General features: G+C 41.9%; 25 protein-coding genes. 10 read left to right on the forward strand and 15 right to left on the reverse strand.

Features of this window, described 5'->3' with window-relative positions; genetic code table 11:
- Positions 1-171: 171 nt before the first annotated feature.
- Complete coding sequence (locus HWQ36_RS06740) at positions 172-321, reverse strand: hypothetical protein (RefSeq protein WP_292699486.1); 150 nt, start codon at positions 319-321, stop codon at positions 172-174.
- Between the two features lie 450 nt (positions 322-771).
- On the opposite strand from HWQ36_RS06740, the gene HWQ36_RS06745 reads away from it, so the two are divergent.
- The 6 genes from HWQ36_RS06745 (at position 772) to HWQ36_RS06770 (ending at position 6,254) form a co-directional block, all read left to right on the forward strand.
- On the forward strand, positions 772-2,187 hold the full coding sequence (locus HWQ36_RS06745) for a nicotinate phosphoribosyltransferase (protein ID WP_292699488.1): 1,416 nt from the start codon (positions 772-774) through the stop codon (positions 2,185-2,187).
- Positions 2,188-2,244: 57 nt separating this feature from the next.
- Complete coding sequence (locus HWQ36_RS06750; RefSeq protein ID WP_292699489.1) at positions 2,245-2,844, forward strand: nicotinate-nucleotide adenylyltransferase; 600 nt, start codon at positions 2,245-2,247, stop codon at positions 2,842-2,844.
- A complete protein-coding gene (locus tag HWQ36_RS06755) occupies positions 2,805-3,551 on the forward strand; it encodes an NUDIX domain-containing protein (protein WP_012411955.1) in 747 nt (248 codons plus the stop codon). Before HWQ36_RS06750 ends, HWQ36_RS06755 begins: the two co-directional genes overlap by 40 nt.
- A 266-nt stretch (positions 3,552-3,817) precedes the next feature.
- Positions 3,818-5,536 carry an NAD+ synthase gene (locus HWQ36_RS06760; protein ID WP_292699551.1) on the forward strand — a complete coding sequence of 573 codons (1,719 nt, stop codon included), beginning with the start codon at positions 3,818-3,820 and terminating at the stop codon, positions 5,534-5,536.
- 74 nt (positions 5,537-5,610) lie between these two features.
- A complete protein-coding gene (locus tag HWQ36_RS06765) occupies positions 5,611-5,829 on the forward strand; it encodes a transferase hexapeptide repeat containing protein (RefSeq protein ID WP_292699496.1) in 219 nt (72 codons plus the stop codon).
- Positions 5,826-6,254 carry a type II toxin-antitoxin system VapC family toxin gene (locus tag HWQ36_RS06770; protein WP_292699499.1) on the forward strand — a complete coding sequence of 143 codons (429 nt, stop codon included), beginning with the start codon at positions 5,826-5,828 and terminating at the stop codon, positions 6,252-6,254. Before HWQ36_RS06765 ends, HWQ36_RS06770 begins: the two co-directional genes overlap by 4 nt.
- Positions 6,255-6,303: 49 nt before the next feature.
- Here the strand turns inward: HWQ36_RS06770 and HWQ36_RS06775 are convergent, their stop codons facing one another.
- The 3 genes from HWQ36_RS06775 to HWQ36_RS06785 all read right to left on the reverse strand — a co-directional run bounded on the left by HWQ36_RS06775 (position 6,304) and on the right by HWQ36_RS06785 (position 7,007).
- Positions 6,304-6,471, reverse strand: coding sequence for a hypothetical protein (locus HWQ36_RS06775; protein ID WP_292699501.1), 168 nt, complete (start codon positions 6,469-6,471; stop codon positions 6,304-6,306).
- Between the two features lie 115 nt (positions 6,472-6,586).
- On the reverse strand, positions 6,587-6,775 hold the full coding sequence (locus HWQ36_RS06780; RefSeq protein ID WP_292699504.1) for a hypothetical protein: 189 nt from the start codon (positions 6,773-6,775) through the stop codon (positions 6,587-6,589).
- Positions 6,776-6,791: 16 nt separating this feature from the next.
- A complete protein-coding gene (locus tag HWQ36_RS06785) occupies positions 6,792-7,007 on the reverse strand; it encodes a leucine-rich repeat domain-containing protein (protein ID WP_292699507.1) in 216 nt (71 codons plus the stop codon).
- A 534-nt stretch (positions 7,008-7,541) separates the two neighbouring features.
- Between HWQ36_RS06785 and HWQ36_RS06790 the strand changes: the two genes are divergently transcribed.
- On the forward strand, positions 7,542-8,450 hold the full coding sequence (locus HWQ36_RS06790; protein ID WP_292699510.1) for a peptidoglycan-binding protein: 909 nt from the start codon (positions 7,542-7,544) through the stop codon (positions 8,448-8,450).
- Between the two features lie 34 nt (positions 8,451-8,484).
- On the opposite strand, the gene hemJ is transcribed toward HWQ36_RS06790, so the two are convergent.
- The 4 genes from hemJ to psbQ form a co-directional block, all read right to left on the reverse strand.
- Positions 8,485-9,066, reverse strand: coding sequence for a protoporphyrinogen oxidase HemJ (gene hemJ / locus HWQ36_RS06795; RefSeq protein ID WP_292699512.1), 582 nt, complete (start codon positions 9,064-9,066; stop codon positions 8,485-8,487).
- A gap of 394 nt (positions 9,067-9,460) precedes the next feature.
- Positions 9,461-10,312, reverse strand: coding sequence for an alpha/beta fold hydrolase (locus tag HWQ36_RS06800; RefSeq protein WP_292699515.1), 852 nt, complete (start codon positions 10,310-10,312; stop codon positions 9,461-9,463).
- A gap of 204 nt (positions 10,313-10,516) precedes the next feature.
- A complete protein-coding gene (locus HWQ36_RS06805) occupies positions 10,517-11,611 on the reverse strand; it encodes an FAD-dependent oxidoreductase (RefSeq protein WP_292699519.1) in 1,095 nt (364 codons plus the stop codon).
- 134 nt (positions 11,612-11,745) lie between these two features.
- Entirely contained in the window at positions 11,746-12,201 is a 456-nt protein-coding gene (gene psbQ, locus HWQ36_RS06810) for a photosystem II protein PsbQ (protein WP_292699554.1), read from the reverse strand.
- 365 nt (positions 12,202-12,566) lie between these two features.
- On the opposite strand from psbQ, the gene HWQ36_RS06815 reads away from it, so the two are divergent.
- Positions 12,567-12,995, forward strand: a complete 429-nt coding sequence (locus HWQ36_RS06815) for a hypothetical protein (protein WP_292699522.1) — start codon at positions 12,567-12,569, stop codon at positions 12,993-12,995.
- A gap of 868 nt (positions 12,996-13,863) precedes the next feature.
- Here HWQ36_RS06815 and HWQ36_RS06820 read toward each other — a convergent pair.
- The 6 genes from HWQ36_RS06820 to HWQ36_RS06845 all read right to left on the reverse strand — a co-directional run bounded on the left by HWQ36_RS06820 (position 13,864) and on the right by HWQ36_RS06845 (position 21,809).
- Entirely contained in the window at positions 13,864-15,357 is a 1,494-nt protein-coding gene (locus HWQ36_RS06820) for a catalase (RefSeq protein WP_292699526.1), read from the reverse strand.
- A 296-nt stretch (positions 15,358-15,653) separates the two neighbouring features.
- A complete protein-coding gene (locus HWQ36_RS06825; protein WP_292699529.1) occupies positions 15,654-17,027 on the reverse strand; it encodes a nucleotide pyrophosphatase/phosphodiesterase family protein in 1,374 nt (457 codons plus the stop codon).
- A 113-nt stretch (positions 17,028-17,140) separates the two neighbouring features.
- Positions 17,141-18,367, reverse strand: a complete 1,227-nt coding sequence (gene eboE / locus HWQ36_RS06830; RefSeq protein WP_292699531.1) for a metabolite traffic protein EboE — start codon at positions 18,365-18,367, stop codon at positions 17,141-17,143.
- Positions 18,368-18,804: 437 nt separating this feature from the next.
- Positions 18,805-19,737 (reverse strand): UbiA-like protein EboC, encoded by a 933-nt coding sequence (gene eboC / locus HWQ36_RS06835; protein WP_366828528.1) that lies wholly within the window; start codon positions 19,735-19,737, stop codon positions 18,805-18,807.
- A gap of 123 nt (positions 19,738-19,860) precedes the next feature.
- Positions 19,861-20,829, reverse strand: a complete 969-nt coding sequence (locus HWQ36_RS06840) for a TatD family hydrolase (RefSeq protein ID WP_292699534.1) — start codon at positions 20,827-20,829, stop codon at positions 19,861-19,863.
- A gap of 116 nt (positions 20,830-20,945) precedes the next feature.
- On the reverse strand, positions 20,946-21,809 hold the full coding sequence (locus tag HWQ36_RS06845; RefSeq protein ID WP_292699537.1) for an EboA family metabolite traffic protein: 864 nt from the start codon (positions 21,807-21,809) through the stop codon (positions 20,946-20,948).
- A 704-nt stretch (positions 21,810-22,513) separates the two neighbouring features.
- Here HWQ36_RS06845 and HWQ36_RS06850 point away from each other — a divergent pair.
- Positions 22,514-23,716 (forward strand): 3-dehydroquinate synthase, encoded by a 1,203-nt coding sequence (locus tag HWQ36_RS06850; RefSeq protein ID WP_292699540.1) that lies wholly within the window; start codon positions 22,514-22,516, stop codon positions 23,714-23,716.
- A 139-nt stretch (positions 23,717-23,855) separates the two neighbouring features.
- On the opposite strand, the gene HWQ36_RS06855 is transcribed toward HWQ36_RS06850, so the two are convergent.
- A complete protein-coding gene (locus tag HWQ36_RS06855; RefSeq protein ID WP_292699558.1) occupies positions 23,856-24,074 on the reverse strand; it encodes an RNA chaperone Hfq in 219 nt (72 codons plus the stop codon).
- Positions 24,075-24,143: 69 nt separating this feature from the next.
- Between HWQ36_RS06855 and dapF the strand changes: the two genes are divergently transcribed.
- Positions 24,144-24,983 carry a diaminopimelate epimerase gene (gene dapF, locus HWQ36_RS06860; protein WP_292699544.1) on the forward strand — a complete coding sequence of 280 codons (840 nt, stop codon included), beginning with the start codon at positions 24,144-24,146 and terminating at the stop codon, positions 24,981-24,983.
- Positions 24,984-25,121 lie beyond the last annotated feature (138 nt).

Consider the following 25,121-nt stretch of genomic DNA (forward strand, 5'->3'; position numbering starts at 1 on the left):
GATCCCCGACTTCTTCAAGAAGTCAGGGATCTTTTTGTTCATAAATATTTTTCAAATGCTATATAGCGGTTCCCAGTTGAGTGAGGTACAAAAACCCCACCCCCCTCCCCGCTCTTCGATGGGGGGCTATGAAGTACCTCATTTGATTAGGAAAAGCTATATCAGCTCCTACTAATTATCATCTTTACGCTTATCATAAGGCTCACCTGTAAAAGGTTGTACCCCACTAGCAGGATAAGCATCATCCGTAGGGCCAAAAATCCGCATTGCAGCTTCAGAAATATACTCAGTTATGGTAGCAATGATTTTGGAAATAGCCATAATATTCAACTCACTTTTTCGAGTCGCTTTAATTGTGCTACCTATACTGTAATACTGATATTCAAGACTGGCTCTAATTCTCAATATATTGAGAATATATGCAATGTTTATTCAGATAACTTCGCAATACTTTAGCTTGTCAAAAATCAAACTTTTCGCTTCGATTCTAATTATAACATAGTTGTTTCTCCAACCCCAGTTGGGAAAAGAGCAAAGCAAAACAAACTTTCTTTCACAGGATATTGTTTCCCTTCATTAGTTGCCTTGAAGATTAACATTATTGCTAGCTTTTACTATTAAAAAATATTAAGTATTTTATAAAGCTAGTATAAATATACCTATGAATCTACTGTTATACAGCAATCCCTGAAATATCCTTAACGGTAGTTGACATTATTTATGGTAAATATTACCATAAATAAAAGAAGCAGCTTGTAAGGAATCTCTTGCATGACAACTTTGCCAGATTTGGACTATGTATATAAACAGCAAAGCCAGCAGAACCAGGAACTAAACATTTCTGCGGATGACTATAGCTTGCTGACCGATCTTTACCAATTGACGATGGCAGCTTGTTACACAGGCGAAGGCATCGAACAACGACGGGCCAGCTTTGAGTTGTCTGTTAGAAGATTGCCAGAGGGTTTTGGTTATTTAATTGCAATGGGGCTGACGCAGGCATTGGAATATTTAGCCAAAATCCGCTTTAGTTCCGCGCAAATTGCGGCATTACAGGCAACGGGAATTTTCGCTCATGCGAGCGATCGCTTTTGGTCACTTTTAGCAGAGGGAAAGTTTACCGGTGATGTTTGGGCAGTACCAGAAGGGACAGCCGTATTTGCCAATCAACCACTTTTACGGGTAGAAGCACCCCTTTGGCAAGCGCAATTAGTAGAAACTTACCTCTTAAATACGATTAATTACCAGACTTTGATTGCCACAAAAGCAGCAAGGTTGCGGGATGTAGCGGGGGAAGAAGCAACACTTTTAGAATTTGGCACAAGACGAGCATTTAGTCCCCAAGGGTCTTTGTGGGCGGCGCGGGCAGCTTTAGCGGGTGGGTTAGATTCCACCTCCAATGTGTTAGCAGCGCTACAACTGGGACAAAAGCCAAGTGGTACGATGGCACACGCCCTGGTGATGGCGTTATCAGCAATAGAAGGCACTGAAGAACAAGCTTTTAGTGCATTTCATCGATATTTTCCGGGTGCGCCGTTGCTGATTGATACTTACGATACCGTTGCTGCTGCCCAGCGCTTGGCTCAAAAAGTAAATTCCGGCGAAATGCAATTAACAGGAGTGAGATTAGACTCAGGAGATTTAGTTACCTTATCAAAACAGGTGCGATCGCTCCTTCCCGGTGTGCCAATTTTTGCCAGTGGCGACTTGGATGAGTGGGAAATTGCCAGATTAAAAGCTTCTGGAGCCGAAATTGATGGTTACGGATTAGGAACCCGATTAGTTACAGGTTCGCCTGTAAATGGAGTCTATAAACTTGTAGACATTGATGGTATCCCAGTGATGAAGCAGTCAAGTGGTAAGGTTACTTATCCAGGACGCAAGCAGATTTTTCGCTCATTTACGGGAGGTAAGGTAAAAGCAGACAGATTGGGACTCTTAGGTGAAAGTCCTTTGGACGAAGAACCTTTGTTGCAATTGGTAGTGCAAGAAGGTCAACGAGTGCAACCGTTAGAGTCTTTAGCAACAATTCGTCAGCGTACCGCCGCTTCAGTTGCCAGTTTGCCAGAACAAACACGGCTTTTGGATCATCCTGTAGCCGTAGAAGTGGAAATTTCTGAGGGGTTACGGATGCTGACTGAAGAAACTAAGAAACGAACCGCAGAGGCGCTGAGTACACAGAGATAAAAGTACTCTTTCAGTCTGTCTTAATTACGAATTACGAACTACGAATTACGAATTATTATGAGAGTTGCTTTGTTTGGTACTAGTGCAGATCCGCCAACTGCTGGACATCAAAAAATTCTGAGTTGGTTGTCTGAACGTTATGATTGGGTGGCGGTTTGGGCCGCGGATAATCCGTTTAAGTCTCATCAAACACCTCTAGAACATCGGGCGGCAATGTTGCGGCTGTTGATTGCGGATATAGACGCGCCACGGCACAATATTGCTTTGGAACAAGAATTAAGTAGCTTTAGAACGCTGGAAACAGTGGAAAAAGCTAAGGTTATTTGGGGCGAAGACGCTGAATTGACGTTGATTATTGGTTCAGATTTACTGAGTCAGCTACCACGTTGGTATCGCATTGAAGATTTGTTACAGGAAGTGCAACTACTGATTGTACCGCGACCCGGATATGCCATAGATGAATCTAGTTCAGAGGTAGTGCAAAAGCTGGGAGGGAAAATTGCGATCGCTAGTCTGACTGGTCTAGATGTTTCCTCAACAGCATACCGCGAACATAGAGATTCTGAAGCCCTCACAGCCCCTGTAGTTGCCTATATTAATCGAGAGCATTTGTACGAATGCCAGGACGTTCACAAAAAAAGATACCAACTCCGTTGAACCAACAACCTTTGGCCGATTTCAAGGTTGGTGTTGATAATGTAATTTTTTCTGTAGATACTGTACAAAATCGGCTGTTAGTTCTACTCGTAATGCGACAGCAAGAACCATTTCTAAATCATTGGAGTCTTCCCGGTACTTTAGTGCGTCCCGGAGAGTCTTTAGAAGATGCCGCCTATCGCATTATGGCGGAGAAAATTAAGGTCAACAATCTCTATTTAGAACAACTCTATACATTTGGCGGGCCAAATCGCGATCCACGGGAAGCAACTGATAGTTATGGTGTGCGTTATCTATCAGTTAGTTACTTTGCCCTAGTGCGATTTGAAGAAGCCGAATTAATTGCCGATCGCATGACTGGCATCGCTTGGTATCCGGTAAAACAAGTGCCACAATTAGCTTTTGACCATAATGAAATTCTGGCTTATGGACACAGGCGGTTACGTAATAAATTAGAGTATAGCCCGGTGGCTTTTGAAGTCTTGCCAGAAATGTTTACCTTGAATGATTTATATCAGTTATACGCCACAGTGTTAGGTGATAACTTTTCCGATTATTCTAATTTTCGGGCGCGTCTACTCAAGTTAGGTTTTTTATGCGATACCGGAATTAAGGTATCACGCGGTGCTGGTCGTCCGGCTAGTTTGTATAAGTTTGACGCGGAAGCTTTTGCTCCCTTAAAAGATAAACCTTTGGTGTTTATTTAACCAATCACTTGAACGTAAGTTCGATGAACCTCTCCCTCCCAGCCTCCCTCTCCGAAACGGAAAGGGAGGAGCAACGAAAAATTAATTCAGCTTTTTTTTACTCCCCTCTCCGCGTCGGAGAGGGGCTGGGGGAGAGGTCAAATAAGACTTGTCGAACTCACGTTACTTTGCATCCAAAGTCCTGAGTAACTTATTTTGACTCTTGACAAATGACAAATGACCAATACTTCGGCTTCGCTCAGTACAAGTGACTAGTGACAAATAATATGAAAATTGCGATCGCTCAAATTAATCCGACAATTGGTGATTTGCTTTTAAATGCCCAAAAAATTCTAGAGGCGGCACAACGCGCAGCATCTAGCGGTGCGCGTTTGTTGCTAACACCAGAACTTTCTTTATGTGGCTATCCACCACGAGATTTATTACTAAATCCTAGTTTTGTGGAAGCGATGGACATCACTTTACAAAATTTGGCTCAAGATTTACCACCAAATTTAGCTGTGTTGGTAGGAACTGTTGAACCGAACCTCAATGCACATATTAGTGGCGGTAAAACTTTATTTAACAGTATGGCTTTGTTAGAGAATGGCAAGGTACAGCAAGTTTTTTACAAGCGACTTTTGCCTACTTACGATGTATTTGACGAACGTCGCTATTTTGAGCCAGGCTTGCAAGCTAATTATTTCACTCTAGATGATATCCATATTGGCGTAACTATTTGCGAAGATTTATGGAACGATGAGGATTTTTGGGGCAAACGGAGTTACGCAGTCAATCCGATTGCTGACTTAGCAATTCTGGGTGTAGATTTGATTGTCAATTTGTCTGCTTCGCCCTACACAGTCGGCAAGCAACAGTTTAGAGAAACAATGCTCAGACATAGTGCAGTGCGTTTTCAACAACCGATTATTTACGCTAATCAGGTTGGTGGAAATGACGATCTAATTTTTGATGGTCATAGTTTTGCCTTGAATCGTCAAGGTGAAGTTATATGTCGCGCCCGTGGCTTTGATACCGATTTAATGGTAGTTGAATTTGACGAGGTACAACGCGATTTACTATTGGGTTCTGTAGCACCTGCCTATCAATCAGAAGATGAGGAGATTTGGCAAGCTTTAGTTTTGGGAGTGCAAGATTATGCTCGGAAGTGTCGCTTTTCTAAAGTAGTGTTGGGTTTAAGTGGCGGGATTGACTCGGCAATAGTAGCTGCGATCGCAACTGCTGCACTTGGTAAAGAAAATGTCCTTGGTGTTCTCATGCCTTCCCCTTACAGTTCGGAGCATTCCATTAGTGATGCTGTGGCATTAGCCGAAAATTTGGGGATTAAGACTAATCTTTTACCAATTGGGGAGTTAATGCAAGGCTTCGATCAAACTTTAGGCGATTTGTTTGCGGGTACTGAATTTGGACTGGCTGAAGAGAATATCCAATCTCGGATTCGGGGTAATTTATTAATGGCGATCGCTAATAAATTTGGCTATCTGCTTTTATCTACAGGTAACAAGTCAGAAATGGCAGTTGGTTACTGTACTCTCTACGGCGATATGAATGGCGGGTTAGCGGTAATTGCAGATGTTCCTAAAACCCGTGTGTATTCACTTTGTCATTGGTTAAATCGCAATCAAGAAATCATCCCGCAAAACGTCTTGACCAAAGCACCCAGCGCCGAACTCAAACCAGGCCAAGTGGATCAAGACTCTCTACCGCCTTACGAAATTTTGGACGATATTTTACAACGCCTGGTTCACAACCACCAATCAGCAGTGCAAATTGTTGCAGCCGGTCACGATGCGGTGATTGTAGACAGAGTAATCCAAATGGTAGCGCGGGCTGAATTTAAACGACGACAAGCACCCCCCGGTTTAAAAATCACCGATCGCGCCTTTGGAACCGGTTGGCGAATGCCAATTGCTAGTAACTGGGTTGGTGTTAAAAAGGCTTACCAGGCTAAAACCACAGCTACACCTAACCTTAGTTTGTTGTAATGGACAAGATGCTCATCCGCGTTGTTCAGGTGCGGATAAGCATTATCATTGGGACTAAAGTCTCAAAGAAAATTATGTTAGATGAAGCAAATCTTGAACAACGTTTAGCGACTCTTGAACAAACAGTTGCAGATATCAAACATCGAGTCATTGATGCGCCTACCTATAGTAATTGGCTGGAAACGGTTATTGGCTCAATCTCTGATGAACCAGCATTTTTGGAAGCTTTAGAGTATGGTCGGTCATTACGCCACGCTGACGTATTTACAGAAGAGACTGGCGAACAACTGTGAGATATCTACTGGACACTGACCATATCAGTTTTCTTCAAAGACGCTCAGGAACAGAGTTTTTAACATTAGCTGCTCATATTGCCCAGCATCAGGCTACAGATTTTGCTTTTTCTATTGTTAGTTTCCATGAGCAAGTAATTGGCGCTCATACCTTTATTACTCGTTCCCAAACACCTGGTGATGTCGTTCGGGGATATACTCTGCTAATGGAAATTATTCAGGGGTTTTCGGCAGCACCAATTTTACCATTCGATGCTGGAGCAGTAACCATATTTGAAGGGTTACGAGCGCAAAGGGTTCGCATAGCCACGATGGATTTAAGAATAGCTTCGATTGCACTTTCACGGAGCTTAGTATTATTGACTCGCAACACTAGCGACTTTAGCAAAGTTCCAAACTTGATGACACAGGATTGGACAGTGTAAACTCCAAAGTGAATTAAAGAGCCAAAGATTTACTTTCAACCTTCACTGTTTAACTTCTGAACTCAAATATTGCACCTTGGAACACGAGTTGTCGAGTTAAAAGAGCGATCGCTTGACCTTTAACCCTCGAAATTGCACCTTTTATCCTCGCAGTTGCACCTTTTATCCTCGAAATTGCACTTTTAACCCGCGAAGTTGCACCTTTAACCCTCATCATTCTACTTCTGAACTTAAAGCTTGCATCTCAGAACACAAATTATCGAGTTAAAAGGGCGTAGGTCTAGCCCATCGGAGACATTACTCAACCTCTGAGCTTAACCAATAGGTTATTTTTACTCATCTAAACGCTGTGCGATCGCATTCAGCAATGACTCAAACTCTGATTTGCTGTGAATATCAGGGGTGAGCGTGTTCATATCTTTTAGCAGGTTGGTGAGTTCGGCGATCGTGTTGCGAATCTCGGTGTATTGGTCAATTTCTTCACGAAATCCCTGCAAATTAGCTGCACCAACTTCTCTCATCCCTTCATCTAATTCTTTAATTTCGTCTTCCCAGGGATTGCAGGTTGGTTAGTTGGACAAATTCCGGTGGCAGACTGCTCAGTTGATTACTGCTGAGGTCGAGGGATTGCAGGTTGGTGAGTTGGCCAAATTCCGGTGGCAACGTTGTTAAGCCTTTCCTAGAAAGGTCTAATTCTGTCACCTTGTCTCTGACAGCTTGTTCAATAATTTGCAGCAGTTCTTCGTTAGTCATTTGGGGTTTTACAGAGGCGATGCCTGACGACGAGTTGCTGCTTGGACGCGCAGCAGAGAAATTGAGCTAATTAATAATGTAACGCCGTGTGCAACTTTCTCTCAGACCTAACCCCCAGCCCCTTCCCTACAAGGGAAGGGGAGCAATAATCAAAGCCTCTCTCCGTTTCGGGGAGAGGAATGGAAGCGGGGTTTTAAGAATAAGTCGCACATCGCGTTAATGTAGCCTGTATGAAGTATTGCATTGAAGCAATGTGCAATATAGCCGCCAAAGAATATTTTTCACATATTCCAGTACAACTTTATACTCAGAATTTTTATGTATATCTTCTAAATATTACGGAAAAAATTTCATATATATTCCCAATAAATAGTTTTTTCTTGAGGATCATTTCTGTGAATTTTTGTATGCTAAATCATAAATTAATAGTAAAAATTGTGACATCATCTTCTAGTCAAGAGTATAGTTTCAGACAACATCAATTTTTGAAATGATGTTTATACTTAGAAGTAAGTAAATAAAAGCAGGTGCATAATGAAACTACAAGATTTCTTAGGAAAAGATGAGAAATGGTCATTTGATGCGATCGCATCTGACGCAGAATTGTCTCGTCAAATTCAGATACTGTTAATCGGCTTAGGTTTGCTAGAATCTCCAGCCGATGGGATATTTGGCCCTGTTTCTGTGATATCTATCAAAAAATTTCAAGAATTAGCAAAGACTGGAGAGAGTGGCTTTTTAGGAGCAGTCACAGCCAAGGAACTGATTGAAACCAAAATAGACGATCTTCCTAAACCCCCTTTAAAACTAGGCAATGACATCGCTAGTAAGATTGTCAAATATATGGTATCCAAAGGTTATCAGGTATTTACCAATCCCAAAGAATACAACATTGTTTATATAGAGGGGATGAATGGAGACTGGACTCTCAACAGTGATACACCCAATCAATTTAACGATCGCCGGATTGTGATTGAAGTCGTAAATGGTGTTCCTAAAATCGTAGACCACTGGGAAGCAACTACAGAACCAGGAAAGTATTACACTTATAATCCGATGAATCCCAAAGGAGCTGCTAGGATTCAATTTGGACAATACAAAGCTTGGGCTGTTGGTACTCACGGCACAGCAGAACCTCACGAAGCATTAGTGCAAGTTGGAGATATCACTGTTTGTAGAGATTTCAACCAAGATTTTAAACGGACTGGCGACAAACTTGATACAGGTGATGATTTTTATGTGAATCAACACTACGGCTTTGATTTTCCCCAGAATGATATTCGCCTTGCCAGCGCAGGTTGTCTAGTGGGACGTACCCGTGAAGGACATAGAGAGTTTATGGCGATTGTTAAACAAGACCGCCGTTATGTCGCTAATCGCAAATATACTTTTTACACTAGTGTGATTGCTGGCGATGATTTACTAAAAACGTTTCCAGGATGAGGTAGGATAGCACAGATGTGCTACCATACTTTGTCTAACTTTGCTCTTGTGGTTGCCCTATCTGTGCCGTCAGCTTCTCTTTATCTTGCCTGCGTTTTTTGGCGTAAAGTTGAATAGTGACTGCCATCAAAATAATCATGGCAAAAATAGCCCAAGCAGCGATATCTGTAGGTAGATTATTCTTAAATACAGCCAGCAGAACGATCGCTACTAACATAACTGTAGGTGCTTCATTTAAAGCACGTAATTGCTGACTATTCCAGCCACATTCATCTACTGCTAACTTCTTCATCAGCCGAGCGCAGTAATGATGATAGCCAATTAAAATAGCAACAAACAGCAGTTTTATATGTAACCAGCCCTCTTTTAAAATATCCGGTTCAGTGGTTAATAAACCGATAGCCATTGCGATCGTCACGTACATTCCTGGATTCGTGATGATATAGTAGAGACGCTTTTCCATAATTTGATATTGATTTTTCAATATCGTTCGCGCTGGTTCAGGTTCAAGGTTCGCTTCCACGTGATAGATAAAAAGGCGTACTAGGTAGAACAAACCGGCGAACCAAACTACAAATCCGACTATATGGAATGCTTTAAACCATGAATAAGCCATGAATACTCATCTCCTTTACTTGTGGTTGTGAGCCATTTTTATCTAACAGAATTCAATACTGTGTAGGTTTTGAGTCGATCCCCCCAACCCCCCTTAAAAAGGGGGGCTAAGAATGTCTTAATTTTCCCCCTTTTTAAGGGGGATCTCGAATGACTATGCACCAAAACCTACGCAGTATTGGAACAGAATTCAGGAGTCAGGACGGGCTAAACCCCAGCTATCCGCTAACAGAATTCAGAATACTCCAATCGTGAAAGGATGGAGTTTTAATAATAAAGAATATTTGAATTTTGCCACTTAATCTTTCATTTCGTGGTATTTGAAATCCTCCAGTAATTGATTCTGAATTCTGACATTCATTTTTATAATATCGATTTTTGCCAAAGGTATATTGTCAATGAGCATCTTTACGACGCACAAAGGGTAAAAGGTCTTCCAAAATCACCTCGTGGTAATGTTCTTGCGGATAATGTCCAACGTTATTAAGTTTTATTAATTCGGTATTTGGTGCTGAATCTGTAAAATTTTGGGCAATGTCTACAGATAACCAAGGGTCAATCATCCCCCATTGAATTAGAATTGGCTGTTGCCATTCTTTAAAACCAGATTCAATTTCTGTCATTGCTGAATCAAGCTGTAAATTGCGAATACTTGATAACAGACTCCGCCCAGATGAAGAACTTTTCAAAAATGGTTTTCGGTAAATATCTAATTCATTATCTCCTATGCGATAACGGCTACCACCTTCTAGCGTTCGGTCAACTAACAAGGGGTCTTGAGTCATTACTTCACCTACCAAAGGTAAACCCATTTGTTTAATTTTCCAGGGTAATTTGGCAGCAGTTGATATTGGTGTATTTAAAATAGCTAAATTGGCAATTTGTTCTGGATGACGCAAAGCATATTGTAGTCCTACAGAACCTAAAAAGCCTTGGACAACTAAAGAAAAATGGTCAAGTTCTAGAGCTTTGACAAATCCTTCTAAAGCTGTGATAAAAGCATCGGGAGTATAAGCAAAATCTCGTTTTTCTGGTTTTGCAGAAAATCCGTAACCAATCCAATCTGGTGCGATCGCTCTTGTACCTTGATTCGCTAGAGCAGGTATAATGTTACGCCAGCTATAACTTTGTGAAACCAAGCCATGTAGCAACAACACAGGCGCTAAGTCAGTTCTGCCGATTGGTAAAGATTCTCGATAAAACCATTCCAGTGAATCTACATTGATTTTATGTTCTGTTATTGACACGCTATATTCCTAATATTGGGCATTGGGCACTTGTACTGAGCGAAGTCGAAGTATTGGGAATTGGGCATTGAAAAGAGGCAGAGGGGCGGGGGGCAGGGGGAAAACTCTTCTCCCTTGCTCCCTGCTCCCCATCTCCCTTATCCTCCCCTGCTCCCCCTGCCTCCCCTGCTCCCTCATCCCCTTCATCTCCCCACTCCCCATTCCCTAAGAAATAATCATCTCACGAATCGCATAAGCTGTAGCGGGTGCTAGTAAAACGCCGTTGCGATAATGTCCGGTAGCTAGGAGGATGTTACTAAACCCTGGCAACTTACCAATCACTGGGGCAGGACGACCTTCAGGACGGGGACGTAAACCCGACCAAGTGCGGATAATTTTTGCTGTGGCTAATTCTGGGCAAAATGCGATCGCTTGTTCTTTAACAGATTCCAGCAGTTCTTGGTTTGGCGGTATCTCATTTCCATTGCTGGGAAATTCCACTGTTGCCCCTACCCAATAATCTCCGCCGCCTATAGGAACAATATGGACATCGTTACCCGTTATCGCTGGCTGGAAGTCGGGATTGCCTAATGGATGCCCTACACGCATTTGCAATGCTTGCCCTAGTACAGGGCGGATGTCAATTATCTGATTTAATTTTGCAGTCAGTGGTGTTGAACCTAGTCCTGCTGCAATTACAAACCAATCTGCGGCTATTTTTCCTTCTGTAGTCTCAAGCTGATTGCAAAATTGGGGAGAAGATTCAGATGGTGAGGTTTGGGCATCCAAAACAGTCACGCCAAATTTGAAAGTTACACCGTTTTGCTGGGCAGCCTCAACTAAAGCTAATGTGAGAGCAGTTGGATCGAGTTGACGATCTTGGGGAGAATAGACAGCGCCAGTAATTTTTTCGCAATCCACTTGAGGACAGATATTCTGGAGTTTAGCCGTGTCCCATATTTCTAAATGCCAGCCTTGAGAGTGGCGAATTTCTACAAGTTTTTCCCATGCTGCTAAATTCTCCTCTTCCAAACCCAGACTGAGAATTCCCTGGCGGTTAAAAGGGATTTTGCGACCTGTTAAAGCTTCTAATTCAGGAATCAAAGTTTCATAGCGTTGGATGCTAATTTGTCGCATCTGCCAAGCTTTGCCCTTAATTTTATGGCTGATTGCGCCCATCAAAACGCCAAGTGCAGCGCCCGTGGAAGCTTGTGCTGGTGGTTGGCGATCGCAAACTGTGATTTTTAGCCCTTTTACTTGACTCAGTTCATAAGCGATCGTAGCCCCAACTACACCACAACCGATAATGACTACATTCATGACATGTAATTGAAGTGAGAAGTTAGGAGTTAGGAGTTAAAAACTTAAAATTCCTAACTCCTGTACAGACACAGATTTTTCGCGTCTCTAACTCCTAACTCTTGTACAGACGCGATTCATCGCGTCTCTAATTATTAACCCTCTTCTTTTTTAGGAAGCAGATCGAGGAATTTGTCAAGGTCTGTGAAAGCAGCTTTAGATTGACTCAAGGCAACTAGAGGATTGCTAGCACTCGTCGCTTTATCAAGTTTAACCAGGTCGTTAAACAAATCTCGCGTTATTTGGCGGGCTGCGGATTGGTCTTTGGGTAGAAGGTTAGGAGTGACATAAGTCAAGTTCAGCCTTGCTTCTGTTATGGGCCCGTGTATAAAGTTACGCACATTGATCCAATCACCTTTTTGGATCAGGGTTTTCAACTCATCTGAGCGATCGCGCACAGCCTGAATTTCAGGAACATAAGCCTGAATTCTTTCAAGTTGAGTTGCTGTGTAAGTTGGAGGTACTACCGCAACACTAGGGCCGCCACAACTCATGAGGAATGTGGCCAATAATACTAAAACAAATGAAAAAATCGAGCGTTGACGCGCCATGACAATGAACTTAATTGCTTTTTGTTTACCGATTAACAGTGTCATTTTAGATCGTCGCTAGCGCAATTTATCGTTCTTGTCTGCCAAGGATTTTGCAGACAATCCTGATATTTTTTATAAAGGGCAGAGTTTCATCTGCTTTTGAGGAGTTTTTAAGTACAATTACTTAATAGGTGTTAGACAGTCCCAACGAGAGGCTATTTTTCAGATTTGTTAGTAACGAGAATTGTTAGGGAAGTCTGATTTAGAGTTGCTAAATCTCAAAGGTCTTGATAAGCTGAAACACCAATATATATAAGCCTTCTGGCGGTTTTTCTATCTTCACATCCCCGAAGATGCCGACGCAATTATAGGAGTGTTTTTTAGTGAATGCAGCTGAACAGGCAACGAACTTTGAACTCGCCAGCAACATTGCTACGGTGGTTAATTTGTTCAAATTCGAGTTTCCTGATGCCAAATCTGATCTTAAACCCTGGAAAAATGACCCGGAAACCAGGGAGTTAGTCGATCCAGATTCTATAGATATTGGCTTTCACTTTCCTGGTATCAGCAAATCTTGGCGAAGCCGCAGTATTTTAATTCAAATCCGATTTTATCAAGATCCCATCAATAATTCCCGCCGGGCGATCGGCGTGGAGGTAGCTGGATTCGATCATCGCGGCGAAGCGTGGCGACTTTCTACGGTAGAAAACTGGAGTGTTGTCGGCGCATCTTCGCCTTCTGGTGAAATCGAGGATAAGCTCAAACAAATTTGTAGACAGATTTTAGAAGTTTTTAATAAACCAAGTGATTAAAGGGGACAGGAGAAAACCTCTCAAAATATTTTTATTTCTCTACTTAATGAGCTTCTAAACTCCGTCAACGAGTATTTTAGCTCCGTTAACGAGTCTTTGAACTCCGTTAACGAGCCTCACTACTTCAGATTATTCATCCGCCAGTAGTACAGAATTCAGAATTAATTCTGACTCCTGACTCCTGAATTCTGTTAGATAAAATAGTAAATAAACCTCATCTAAGTTGAGAACCGTAGTTTTTGCCCTCACCCTAAATCCCTCTCCCATATCTGGGAGAGGGACTTTGAAATTCTAGCTCCCCTGTTTTTGTAAGCTAATCAAATGAATTTGCTTTGTAGCAGAGTAAATAGATAATACTTACTCAACTGAGAAAAAGATTATTTTAGGAAATCTCTTTTTAAAATTTTAGCAAAAATGTACGGGACACTAAATATTATCATGTCACGTTTCCTGATTTAACAGGATGTTTTAAAAGTTCTTTGGTCGGTAGCAAAACGTTTTAGATCCCCCTAAATCCATGCCACCTGCTCATGGGGGAAACCACGCCAGATGCTCCACTACAGCGCTTCGCGCATCCTGCGGCGGGGGAGACCCCAAGACCGCACTGGCTCCCCAAGACCGCAGTTGCTCCCCGATAAATTGGGGGACTTTGATTCTTCCCCCTTTTGAAGGGCTAGGGGGGATCTAGAAGTGCTTAAATTTATAGCCGACCACTTTTAAAACATCCTCTAAAGCGGATGCAAACTCATATCAAATCCCCGACTTCTTGAAGAAGTCGGGGATCTAAATCTAGCTTAAATACGTAACCCACCATCCAGGTTTTCGGTGCGTTAGCCTACGTCATAACAAACCCTGCGAAACTACAAGGCTACCAGCTACCTACAGGTTGAGCAGTAGCACCCAGCATTGAGGGATCGATTGAAATGCCCAATCCTTCAGCTACACGACGACCATAAGAAACATCTGCCCGGAAGAAGTGGCAAAGTTGACGCATTTGGATGTCCTGCCTTGCTTGAGAGAGACTACCGACGATATTATGAGCAAGACGCTCTTGCTGTTCAGGAGTTAGTAACCGATACAGATCGCCAGCTTGGGTATAATCATCGTTTCCTTCACGATGACTGTAACGATCGACTGTGACATCGCCCAAATGACTAGGTGGTTCTGCATAAGCTGGATTTTCTTTAGGCGTACCCTCAGCACTATTCGGTTCATAGTTAGGAACGCTACCGCCGTTGTTCCCCGATGCCATAAAGCCATCTCGCTGATAATGCATCACTGGACATTTGGGCTGGTTAACAGGCAGTTGCTGATAGTTACCACCCAAGCGATACCGTTGAGCATCTGGGTAAGAAAAGAGGCGAGCTTGAAGCATTTTGTCTGGAGAGAAACTAACGCCAGGAACCACTGCACTAGGGCTAAAGGCGGCTTGCTCTACTTCGGCAAAATAATTCTCAGGGTTCCGATTTAGCTCTAATATCCCGACTTCAATTAAAGGATATTCTGAATGTTTCCAAACTTTCGTCAAGTCAAAGGGGTTATCTGGATGTTTTGCTGCTTGCTCTTCTGTCATCACTTGAATACACATCCGCCATTTGGGATAATCTTTTTTAGCGATCTCTTCAAACAGATCGTGAGTCGCATGATCGGGATCTTCGCCCTTAATTTTGGCTGATTCTTCCTCTGTCAAGGTTTGATGCTCTTGCAGATTCTTAAAGTGAAATTTACACCAAACGCGATCGCCTTCAGCATTAATTAAACTGAAGGTGTGGCTACCAAAACCATCCATGTGTCGATAGTCTTTCGGAATTCCCCGATCTGAAAACAGAATCGTCACCTGGTGAAGCGATTCTGGACTGAGTGACCAAAAATCCCACTTCGCATTCTGGTCTTTGCAATTGGTTTGAGGATTGCGCTTTTGGGTATGGATGAAATCAGGAAACTTGAGTGGGTCGCGGATGAAGAAAACAGGGGTATTGTTGCCGACAATATCCCAGTTCCCCTCTTCGGTATAAAACTTGATGGCAAAGCCTCTAGGGTCACGTTCGGCATCTGCTGAACCTTTTTCTCCTCCGACGGTAGAAAGGCGCAGGAGGACTTCTGTTTTTTTACCAATCTCAGAAAAAAGTTTGGCTTTAGTGTAGCGGCTGATGTCATTGGTAACAGTAAAAGTACCATGAGCAGCCGCACCTTTGGCATGGACAACGCGCTCAGGAATACGTTCTCTGTTGAAATGAGCCAGCTTTTCTATAAGGTGGAAATCCTGGATTAATACAGGGCCACGCGATCCAGCCGTGAGTGAGTTCTGGTTATCGGCAACAGGAATACCGTCAGCAGTTGTCAAGTTTTGGGGTTCAGTCATGGGTAAAGAAGCTCTCCATTAAGTTACTCAGATTGCCCACAGTAGATTTTAGTCAGTAGATAGACGGATGCCCACTGATAGAGCAAACTAATTCATAGTCATAACGAGTTTGTATATAAATCATACTCGATGTGACTATGAATTACAACCAATTTTTTTGTATTTTGCAGAACTTACGCCAAAAATAGCCCATCGCTTTAAGGGCAGGGGGGTAGGGAGCAGGGGGCAGGGGGAGGGAAAATCGCAGTGCAGTACAGAAATTGGATAATTGATTTTTTGGAGATGTCTAATGGCTTTCAGGTATTTAAATGTTTGAGAATCAACGAGCAAACATCTGTCGCCTCAATTCGATTGTCATTAACTAGGTGAGTTTGATGGGTGATAAATAGAGGCCCTTCATCTGGAGAAGTAGTAATATGACCGTGAGAACCACGTACTAGGGAAGCATCCAGAGGAATGACGTCCATTAAGTAGCGAAAACCCAGTTGTTTCTTAAGTAACTTGAGAGCAATTTTTCCTTGAGGAAATTTAATTTGCGGATCGAGGAAAAGTTCTACAGGATCGTAACCAGGTTTGCGGTGGATATCTACAGTTCTAGCAAAATCAGGCGCTTTTGCGTCATCAAGCCAATAATAATAGGTAAACCAAGCGTCAGATTGAGCGATCGCTACTAACTCCCCCGATCTAGGATGATCGAGATGGTAGGCTTGCTTCCCTTCGTCATTCAATACCTGCGCTACGCCTTCAGTCGCTTCTAAAAGCGATCGCACTTTTGAGATGTACGCCGGATCATTCACATACACATGAGCGATTTGGTGATCGGCTACTGTAAAGGCAATGCTAGCACCAAAATCGAGCAGTTCTAGCCCTAATTCTTCTCGCACAGCAATTAGACCATTTTCCCGTAGTACGCGGTTCAAATCCACAGCTTTGGAGACTGGAGTAATACCATACTCGGAAAGAATAATTACCTGAGTATTACGTGCTTGATAATATTCAATTAAATTGCCACAAACAGCATCAATTTCTCGCAAATCAGCTTGAATCTGTGTTTGATTGTTACCAAATTTTTGCAGACAGTAATCTAAATGTGGTAAATAAACCAGTGATAATGTCGGGCTGTAGCGTTCCTCAATCCATTTTGCAGAATTGGCAATCCATTGGCTAGAACTAATGGAAGTTTTTGGCCCCCAGAAATCGAACAGAGGGAAATTTCCTAAATCAGATTGAATTTGCGATCGCACATCACTAGGATGGGTATAAATATCAGGTAATTTTCTTCCATCTGCGGGATACATCGGGCGCGGCGTAATGGCATAATCTACAGAAGAATACATATTGTACCACCAAAAAAGGTTGGCACAAGTGAAATTTGGATCAATTGATTTAGCTATTTCCCAAACTTTGGGAGCCTGTACTAGTTTATTAGATTGTCGCCAAAACTTCACTTCACATTCATCGCGAAAATACCAACCATTAGCCACAATTCCATGTTCATCAGGCCATTTTCCTGTTAAATAAGTAGACTGAACCGAACAAGTCACCGCAGGTAACACTGTTCCAATAGAAGCTACCTGCCCCTTAGCAGCCCAAGAAGATAAAAACGGCGTATTTTCTCCTAGTAAGCTAGGCGTTAATCCCACGACATTTAGAACAACCGTTTTCTGCATAAACTAAATCCTCTCTTATACCAATTTGAAAAAATAACTAGAAAAGCACAATAACGCATCTCTACAGATTTAAACCAGAAAACCCAGCTTAAATCTTAATTACGAATTACGAATTACGAATTACGAATTAATTTTAATACCCACTCATACTCACGCTGAATAGAAGTCAGCAAATCTATCTTCATTTCTGATGGCAATACATCCCAAGTGTAAGTTTCAATTTCTAAATGTGAGCAAGCATTGTTTGTCTGAAGTAGATTTAAAACAGTCGCAATATCATCTTGCGTAGACTGCAAAATTTGATAATCATGAATAAAAATTGGGACGTGAAAATGAGTCCGCCATTCTTCAGCTAAAGATTGCTCTAAATGTGGTAATGCAGTTATTAAGTCAGGATAGTGATGTAGTGTACCATCGCTGCGACGTTCTATTACCTGGTGAAGATAAGTAGATTCTGCAAAAGGACGCAAGCGTTCAACTATCAAACTACGCTTTTCAACATCAGCAGGTATTTTTACTTGAATTGCAGCGCTGATTTGAATCTTGCCAATCTTAATTCCTGCCGATTGCAAACGCCCAAATACAGATTGCGGTTCCTCATATTCAACTGAGAAATGGCAGGTATCATAACAAATCCGAACGTGTTCTAGTAATTTATTCTCTGCTAAATTCTGTTCAATATTTAATTTTTTTGATAAGTAGTTACCGCCGATTGGCAATAACCAATTTTGATAAAAATCAATTATTTCTGAGGTATTTTCAATTAAACCATCAGGCTCAGGTTCTAAATCAATATGAAGTATCTTTCCTGTTTCCTCGCTGATGCGAATCATCTCTACAACAACTGATGCTATGTTCAAACAACTCTTTTTCAGAACTATCTCGCAAGTCGCTTGGTTTTTTCTCCACCAAGGTTTATAGGATAATGGCAGTGTAGAAATTCCGCCATCAAGTTCTTTTGGTAATAGATTAGCTAAAATTTTTACCAAGTTTAATGTATAATTAGTCCGTTCTGGTGTAGACCAATCTGGTGCATAAACTTGGTCTTTTACAACCTGTCGATGGAAGTTACCATAAGGGAATCCGTTTAAGGTGAAAACATATAAATTTTCTTGAGTTAGCCAAGCTTGAAGTTTAGCTAAGTTATTACTTTCTAAAAGTTGTGTTGCAGCAACATCTGCTAATCTTAAACCAATACCGAAAGGTTCTGTTGGTGATAAACGTGACTTGAGTTCGGGAATATACTTTTTTAAATTATCGAAAACATCTAGCCAACTTTCACCAGGATGAATATTGCTGCAATAAGTTAAATGAAAGTTGCTGTCTTTTGTAATTTTCATTTTCTAGTTTTATGCCTTATATATGCTAAGAGAATGTTTGAAAAGTGGTTGGCTGTTATTTTAGGCACTTATTGATCCCCCCTAACCCCCCTTTTTAAGGGGGGAACCGGAATCAAAGTCCCCCTTAAAAAGGGGAGCCACTGCGGTCTTGGGGTCTCCCTAAGTGAAGCAAGTGGCGTGGATTTAGGGGGATCTAAAACATTTTGCTACCGATAAGAGGACTTTTAAAACATCCTCTAAGAATTTGTTTCTTTTCGGTTATGAAATACTTGTGACATATAGCACTACTAAATCATTTGTAATAAATTAACCGCAGAGGCGCAGAGAACGCAGAGAGAGGAATTGGAGATTTTTACTTGCTATATTCGGGGATAATGGCGCATAAATGTGCGCCATTACAGCCTATTAATGGTATTACAAGGTGTGGACATCAAAATTTAAGTTACGGCAAATATTTGTGCTAGTTTCATGGAAATTGGTAACAAAATCAGAACTAATAAACCGTAATACAAACCAGCAAAACCAGATGCAACTGTTGCATCTAAGACTATTAGAGATAAAACGCCTATTTTTACAGCATTTCTGATGTTTTCGGCTACTGGCTCACTGGCAGCTTTGACAAAATTAGGCAAGACTCTGATAGCTAAGAAAATAGCAAATGGTAGTGCTGCGATCGCTGTATAATCTCCTAATATTCCTAAAGCTAAAACTGCCGTCAAAACTATTGCAATCAGCAGTAATGCTAAAACTCCCGTAATCTTCTTCCCTCCGTGAACTTCACCCTGACTAATTGCGGTGATAGCAGCAATATAGAGAACAGGAATTAGTGCTAAATACCAACGTTCTCCTATCATTGCAGGTACAGCACTTACGCCTAATAATAAGTTACTGCCACGACACAAACCCATATTTAAAGGGCCAAAAAAAGGATGATGTTTGGCGAGTGAGTCATACAGGAGGGATGAAAGAGCGATCAATATAGCGATCGCAGCACTCAACCAGGATACTTGAAAAGCAGCTATAATGCCGATGGCAAACAGTATACTCCCCAATAAAGCAGCATTTTGACGAGATACGCGACCACTAGGAATTGCTCTATTTGGTCGCTCTTTTGCGTCTAATTCAGCATCAAAAACATCATTAAAAACGATACCGCCGCCGTATAAACCAGTTGTAGCCAATAATAACCAAGCTAATGGAATTAGGATGGCAAAAGTTGCTTCACCATTAATTAATTTAGCAAAAATACTCCCAGAGCCGGAAGCAGCAAAACCTACAAGAATATCCGCCCAAGCAGTAACAATATTAGCAGGACGCATCAATTCTAGATAACCCCGCCAGCCTTGAAAATTTAAGCTTGCAACATTCACTTATCTGCCTCCGTGCCTAATAATTTCTCAAAATAAACTGCATATTACAGATAAATCATTTATGCAATTCCTACTCCCCACTCCCCAGTACAGACGCGATTAATCGCGTCTCTCTCAAATTTTCTACTCAATCAACACATAATCTGAAGCTGATTTGATTCCTGGTTCTTGTCCCCGCAACACAGAATTTCCACTGAACATTTGGCGCTGATCGATAGATTGGGGATTGAGCCAGTCTGACGCTTTCATCTGCCCAGTTTGACTGTAAGCAGCTAGGGCATTTTCATAACAAACTGCTTGCACATGTTCTTCAGGAATGCCCCTATCTAACATCAACTGAGCCGTTTTTGGGACTGCCAAAGGATCGCTGATACCCCAATCAGCGCTACTATCTACAATGATGCGACGAACACTATCGTGTCCCGCTACGCTAACGCATCCATATTTACGGACAACTTCTACCATTCTGGCGTTACCCATCTTCGTCTGTGGGTAAATCGTGAAAGCCGCCCAAAAACCCCGTCCTAATACTTCCTCGACGGTTTCTTCGTTGTTGTGATCGATAACTACTTGTGAGGGATCTAAGCCATATTCAATGCAGCGTTCCATGCTTTGAATAGCACCCGCTTTCTTATTGCGATGGGGAGTATGAATTAGTACCAACATATCAAGTTCTTTGGCTAATTCTAACTGTTGACAAAAGTACTTATCTTCTGCTTCTGTCATGTCGTCATAGCCAATTTCCCCAATAGCAACAACTCCTTCTTTACAGGCATAAAGTGGCAGTAGTTCCATAACTTCTTTTGCCAGCGCTTCATTGTTAGCTTCTTTCGGATTTAGGCCGATTGTACAGTAGTGTTGGATGCCAAACTGACTAGCACGAAAGCGTTCCCAGCCCACAAGACTACTGAAGTAGTCTTTAAATGAGCCAGCGTTAGTTCGGGGTTGTCCTAACCAAAAGGCTGGTTCAATAACGGCGACAATGCCATATTCTCGCATTACTAAGTAATCGTAAGTAGTACGGGAACACATGTGAATGTGAGGATCGATGAACATCATGGTTTTAATAATTGGGTATTTGGCATTGGGCATTGGGCATGGAAAAGAGGCAGAGGGGCAGGGGGCGAGGGGCAGGGGGAAAACTCTTCTCCCTTGCTCCCAGCTAAGAGCTCCCCATCTCCCTCATTCCCCTCATCCCCACTCCTCACTCACTTGCGGCTAAAACTGTTCCAAGTCAGATTACCTTGTTGAATGGATGACTGTAAATCTGGGTAACGAGAAAGTAATGCTTGCGCCTGTGGTAAAGGAGACTCAGCACAAGCTAACGCTGCTGCTTCTTGTTCGGCTGTATCCCCATTAGCCAGTACTTTTTCTAAATCTGTGACGATCGCGCTATCTGCAAACCGCCCTACAGGTCGCCAAAGTTCTGGCGTAACTGAGCGTTTAGCTGCCCAACGTTCATGGGCATAGTCTGCTAACATCTTCGCTAATTCTGGGTTAGCACGTCGGTCTAGTCCCCAAATTAGATGCAACGGACTGCCGACAAATACAGCCTTCAGTACCATCTGATTCCAAGCAGCATTGTCTAAATAATTCGCTGGATAAGGGTTACGTAGTGCTATAGCTTGGAATACATTACTCATGTTGCTGCGAATTCCCTCAGCAGTACGGTGGCAATGTAACTCTGGATGTGGTAAAAGCGGCAAACTTTGATAAAGGGCAACTGATTCTCCCATATCGGCAGTGGAGAAGACTTGATCGAGCGATCGCACATACCCCTGGGTGTCATCGTGGGGCAAAGCTAGAAGCAAGAGCGTACGACCTGCTTGATCTACACTCCAATTACCAGGATACCAACCAGGAATCACATTTTCTGCTGCTTCCAAGTCCTGGAATGTTAGCTGTAAATCCTGTTTACCTAGATAACGCGGCACAGCACTAAATGCCGTGAAAAAAACTCTTTCAGCAGCGCCGCTAGAAATTTGTGCTTGCTTCTGTTCCAGCCAAGCAAAAGCTTTCTCTGAAACAGACTTTAACAGCCAGTGATGCAGTAACTTGTTTACTTTACTCATGATAAATTTCAGGAGAAGTTGCCCAACTTTTTTGTGACAACTAAGTATAAAATCTACCACTAAACTTGATACTTTGTGATTAAAACAGCTAGATAATATATTTCTGAGTTCGTAGCTTTACTGAATCTATAAAATTTTCCCGATTTTAGAGAAGATATTGTAAAGATACTATTTTAATTAGATAAACTCTAGAATTAATTTACGGAAAAAAATTAGAATCTTATCTAAATAAGAATAACCATTGCTAACTTCAGGTATAAATGATAAAAAATAGGCATCGTTGAAGAAGAATTCAGAAGGGGCTAAATGCCCCGCTACCGCTAACAGAATTCAGGAGTCAGAATCAATTAGTGGGGGATTCAAACCCGCCACTTTATTGTTGACCACTAAATCGAATATTTAGTAGTCTTCAACCCGTTTATTCATCCGCCAGTCACACAGAATTCAATTCTGTTCGCGGATGCCGGAAGCATTATTCTGGCTCCTGAATTCTGTTTTGATAAAATTGTAAATTAATGCTATTTTAAACTTTATCTACCAGGATGAATGTACTTGAAAAGCATGATTAATTTAATAACTTTAGCTATCTAGCAACTCATTTAAATGCTGAAGTATTTGATGACTTAATTATGCTAAATTTAGTTTCACTTGTAATTGCATCAGTGCATCTATTCACAGTTACTAAAACAGTAATAATACTTTAAATGGCTATTAAACAAAAAACCGCTCTTAATCTGCAACCAATTAACCAATGTGTCCGCGTGACCTTCAACTATGATGTTCACTTCACTAGAGGTCTGTTTCAGTTAGATAATCCTTTATTTGCACAAGTGATTGCCGCAGATGGGGAAACAACCCCAAAGCAAGTATTAGCGGTGGTAGATGGAGGATTTTTACAGTACCAGGATGGCTTACTAAAAAAATTATCAGTCTATGCCCAGTATTATGAAGATGTACTAACACTGAGCGGTGAGCCGATAGTAGTTCTGGGTGGAGAAGGAGTTAAAAACGATTCTAGATTTATAGAGCAAATTCATCAGCGAATCAATGCAGCTGGATTGTGCCGTCACTCCTACGTTTTAGCAATTGGAGGTGGAGCCGTCCTAGATATGGTAGGATACGCAGCAACAACGGCTCACCGAGGAATTCGATTGCTACGAGTACCGACAACAGTATTAGGGCAAAACGATTCGGGTGTAGGGGTAAAGAACGGAATTAATGCTTTCGGCAAGAAAAACTTTTTGGGTACATTCATGCCGCCTTATGCTGTCTTAAATGACTTTGATTTTCTTGCTAGCCTTGACGATCGAGATTGGCGATCGGGTATTGCAGAAGCGGTGAAAGTAGCGCTGATTAAAGATGCAGATTTCTTCGATTTCATTATGACTAATGCCGATAAATTGGCTAATCGGGATATGGACATAATGCAAAGGCTGATCTATCGCTGTTCGCAGTTGCATTTAGAGCATATTGCTGGTAGCGGCGATCCATTTGAAATGGGTTCATCGCGTCCTCTGGATTTTGGACACTGGGCTGCTCATAAACTGGAGCATTTAACTAATTACAGTTTACGTCACGGTGAAGCTGTAGCGATCGGCATTGCTTTGGATACGACCTATTCATATTTAACAGGTCAACTCTTGAAATCTGAGTGGCAAAGTGTTCTACATACACTCAGTAAGCTAGGATTCACATTGTATGTATCGGCACTGACAGAGCAATTAGATCAACTAGACCATCCCCATTGTCTATTTAGGGGGCTTACCGAGTTCCGCGAACACTTGGGAGGAAATTTGACAATCACTCTTCTAGAAGGAATTGGGCAGGGAATAGAAGTCCACCAGGTGGATTTGTCTTTGTATAGAGATGCTATTTTGATGCTGCAAGATTGGCAACTTTTGCATTAATCAAGCAGAATTCAGGAGTCAGGATGGGCTAAACGCCCCGCTACCGCTAACAGAATGAATCATGATATCAGGGTGCATTGCATACAAAGGAGCGATCGCTAACCAAAATCTTATAGCGATCGCAAGCAAAATTCTACTCCTAACTTGTTTTCGGTTTGATGTATGCGATCGCTTGCTTCCAAACAATGCTTTGCTGACTGTTTTCATCAGCAATACAGATACACTGTGGATCTTGCCATAAAACCTTTCCTGTGAGTATATCCTGAGTCAGCAGCTTTAACTCTACTGGCGTGGTTTGTTTAATCAGGTTTTGGACTTGTATAATACTAGGCAAAGTGGTGTCAAATTCGGTAAGCATTTTTAGTAAAGATGAACCTACAAGGCAAAATAAAGAGTAACTCATCCTTGATAATTCATCCTTGAGAAAATGGCAATCGAATTTACTAAGTATCATGGTCTAGGCAACGATTTTATTCTGATTGACAATCGCTCGTCATCATTGCCCGTATTGACTCCAGAGCAAGCCATCAAGTTGTGCGATCGCCATTTTGGTATCGGTGCTGATGGTGTTATTTTTGCCCTACCTGGAGAAAACGGCACTGACTACACCATGCGGATTTTTAATTCTGATGGTTCGGAACCAGAAATGTGTGGCAATGGCATTCGCTGTTTAGCTGGCTTTTTGGCAGATTTAGAAGGTCAATCTCGGAATAAAGATTCATATCGCATTCATACTTTGGGTGGTGTAATGACTCCCCAACTCTTATCTGATGGTCTAGTTAAAGTAGACATGGGTTTACCCAGATTACTCGCTGGCGAAATTCCTACCACCCTTGCACCTGTTGAAGAAAAAGTAATTTCTCAGCCGTTGCAGGTGGCGGGACAAACTTGGGAAGTAACTTGTGTAAATATGGGAAATCCTCACTGTATTACCTTTGTGGAAGATGTTGCAGCAATTGAACTAGAAAGCATCGGCCCGAAATTTGAGCATCACCCAGCTTTTCCCCAACGCATAAATACCGAATTTATGCAAGTGGTACGCCGTGACTATTTGAAAATGCGGGTGTGGGAACGAGGTGCTGGGATTACATTAGCTTGTGGGACTGGTGCTTGTGCTTCTTTAGTAGCTGGTGTGTTAACCGGGAAATGCGATCGCACCGCCACTATAGAATTACCAGGTGGCCCCTTACAAATTGAATGGTCAGAAATCGACCAACGGGTTTACATGACAGGCCCAGCTGAAAAGGTATTCATGGGGAAACTTTAACCGACTTATCCGTGGTATTACGCAGGCAGTAGACTTATTTCGAGGTTTTGTAGTAAGTAATTTAGTGTTTAGAGGATGTTTGAAAAGTGGTTGGCTGTATCTTTGCACTTATTGATCCCCCCTAACCCCCCTTAAAAA

It is taken from the genome of Nostoc sp. NMS2, assembly GCF_017115105.1.
Taxonomy (GTDB): domain Bacteria; phylum Cyanobacteriota; class Cyanobacteriia; order Cyanobacteriales; family Nostocaceae; genus Nostoc.

What these genes read in the sequence shown, in the direction of transcription:
- HWQ36_RS06740 (WP_292699486.1), bottom strand. Translation starts at nt 321, where the DNA reads ATGGCTATTTCCAAAATCATTGCTACCATAACTGAGTATATTTCTGAA.
- HWQ36_RS06745 (WP_292699488.1), top strand. Translation starts at nt 772, where the DNA reads ATGACAACTTTGCCAGATTTGGACTATGTATATAAACAGCAAAGCCAG.
- HWQ36_RS06750 (WP_292699489.1), top strand. Translation starts at nt 2,245, where the DNA reads ATGAGAGTTGCTTTGTTTGGTACTAGTGCAGATCCGCCAACTGCTGGA.
- HWQ36_RS06755 (WP_012411955.1), top strand. Translation starts at nt 2,805, where the DNA reads ATGCCAGGACGTTCACAAAAAAAGATACCAACTCCGTTGAACCAACAA.
- HWQ36_RS06760 (WP_292699551.1), top strand. Translation starts at nt 3,818, where the DNA reads ATGAAAATTGCGATCGCTCAAATTAATCCGACAATTGGTGATTTGCTT.
- HWQ36_RS06765 (WP_292699496.1), top strand. Translation starts at nt 5,611, where the DNA reads ATGTTAGATGAAGCAAATCTTGAACAACGTTTAGCGACTCTTGAACAA.
- HWQ36_RS06775 (WP_292699501.1), bottom strand. Translation starts at nt 6,471, where the DNA reads ATGATGAGGGTTAAAGGTGCAACTTCGCGGGTTAAAAGTGCAATTTCG.
- HWQ36_RS06780 (WP_292699504.1), bottom strand. Translation starts at nt 6,775, where the DNA reads ATGAGAGAAGTTGGTGCAGCTAATTTGCAGGGATTTCGTGAAGAAATT.
- HWQ36_RS06785 (WP_292699507.1), bottom strand. Translation starts at nt 7,007, where the DNA reads ATGACTAACGAAGAACTGCTGCAAATTATTGAACAAGCTGTCAGAGAC.
- HWQ36_RS06790 (WP_292699510.1), top strand. Translation starts at nt 7,542, where the DNA reads ATGAAACTACAAGATTTCTTAGGAAAAGATGAGAAATGGTCATTTGAT.
- hemJ (WP_292699512.1), bottom strand. Translation starts at nt 9,066, where the DNA reads ATGGCTTATTCATGGTTTAAAGCATTCCATATAGTCGGATTTGTAGTT.
- HWQ36_RS06805 (WP_292699519.1), bottom strand. Translation starts at nt 11,611, where the DNA reads ATGAATGTAGTCATTATCGGTTGTGGTGTAGTTGGGGCTACGATCGCT.
- psbQ (WP_292699554.1), bottom strand. Translation starts at nt 12,201, where the DNA reads ATGGCGCGTCAACGCTCGATTTTTTCATTTGTTTTAGTATTATTGGCC.
- HWQ36_RS06820 (WP_292699526.1), bottom strand. Translation starts at nt 15,357, where the DNA reads ATGACTGAACCCCAAAACTTGACAACTGCTGACGGTATTCCTGTTGCC.
- HWQ36_RS06825 (WP_292699529.1), bottom strand. Translation starts at nt 17,027, where the DNA reads ATGCAGAAAACGGTTGTTCTAAATGTCGTGGGATTAACGCCTAGCTTA.
- eboE (WP_292699531.1), bottom strand. Translation starts at nt 18,367, where the DNA reads ATGAAAATTACAAAAGACAGCAACTTTCATTTAACTTATTGCAGCAAT.
- HWQ36_RS06840 (WP_292699534.1), bottom strand. Translation starts at nt 20,829, where the DNA reads ATGCCCAATGCCAAATACCCAATTATTAAAACCATGATGTTCATCGAT.
- HWQ36_RS06845 (WP_292699537.1), bottom strand. Translation starts at nt 21,809, where the DNA reads ATGAGTAAAGTAAACAAGTTACTGCATCACTGGCTGTTAAAGTCTGTT.
- HWQ36_RS06850 (WP_292699540.1), top strand. Translation starts at nt 22,514, where the DNA reads ATGGCTATTAAACAAAAAACCGCTCTTAATCTGCAACCAATTAACCAA.
- HWQ36_RS06855 (WP_292699558.1), bottom strand. Translation starts at nt 24,074, where the DNA reads ATGCTTACCGAATTTGACACCACTTTGCCTAGTATTATACAAGTCCAA.
- dapF (WP_292699544.1), top strand. Translation starts at nt 24,144, where the DNA reads ATGGCAATCGAATTTACTAAGTATCATGGTCTAGGCAACGATTTTATT.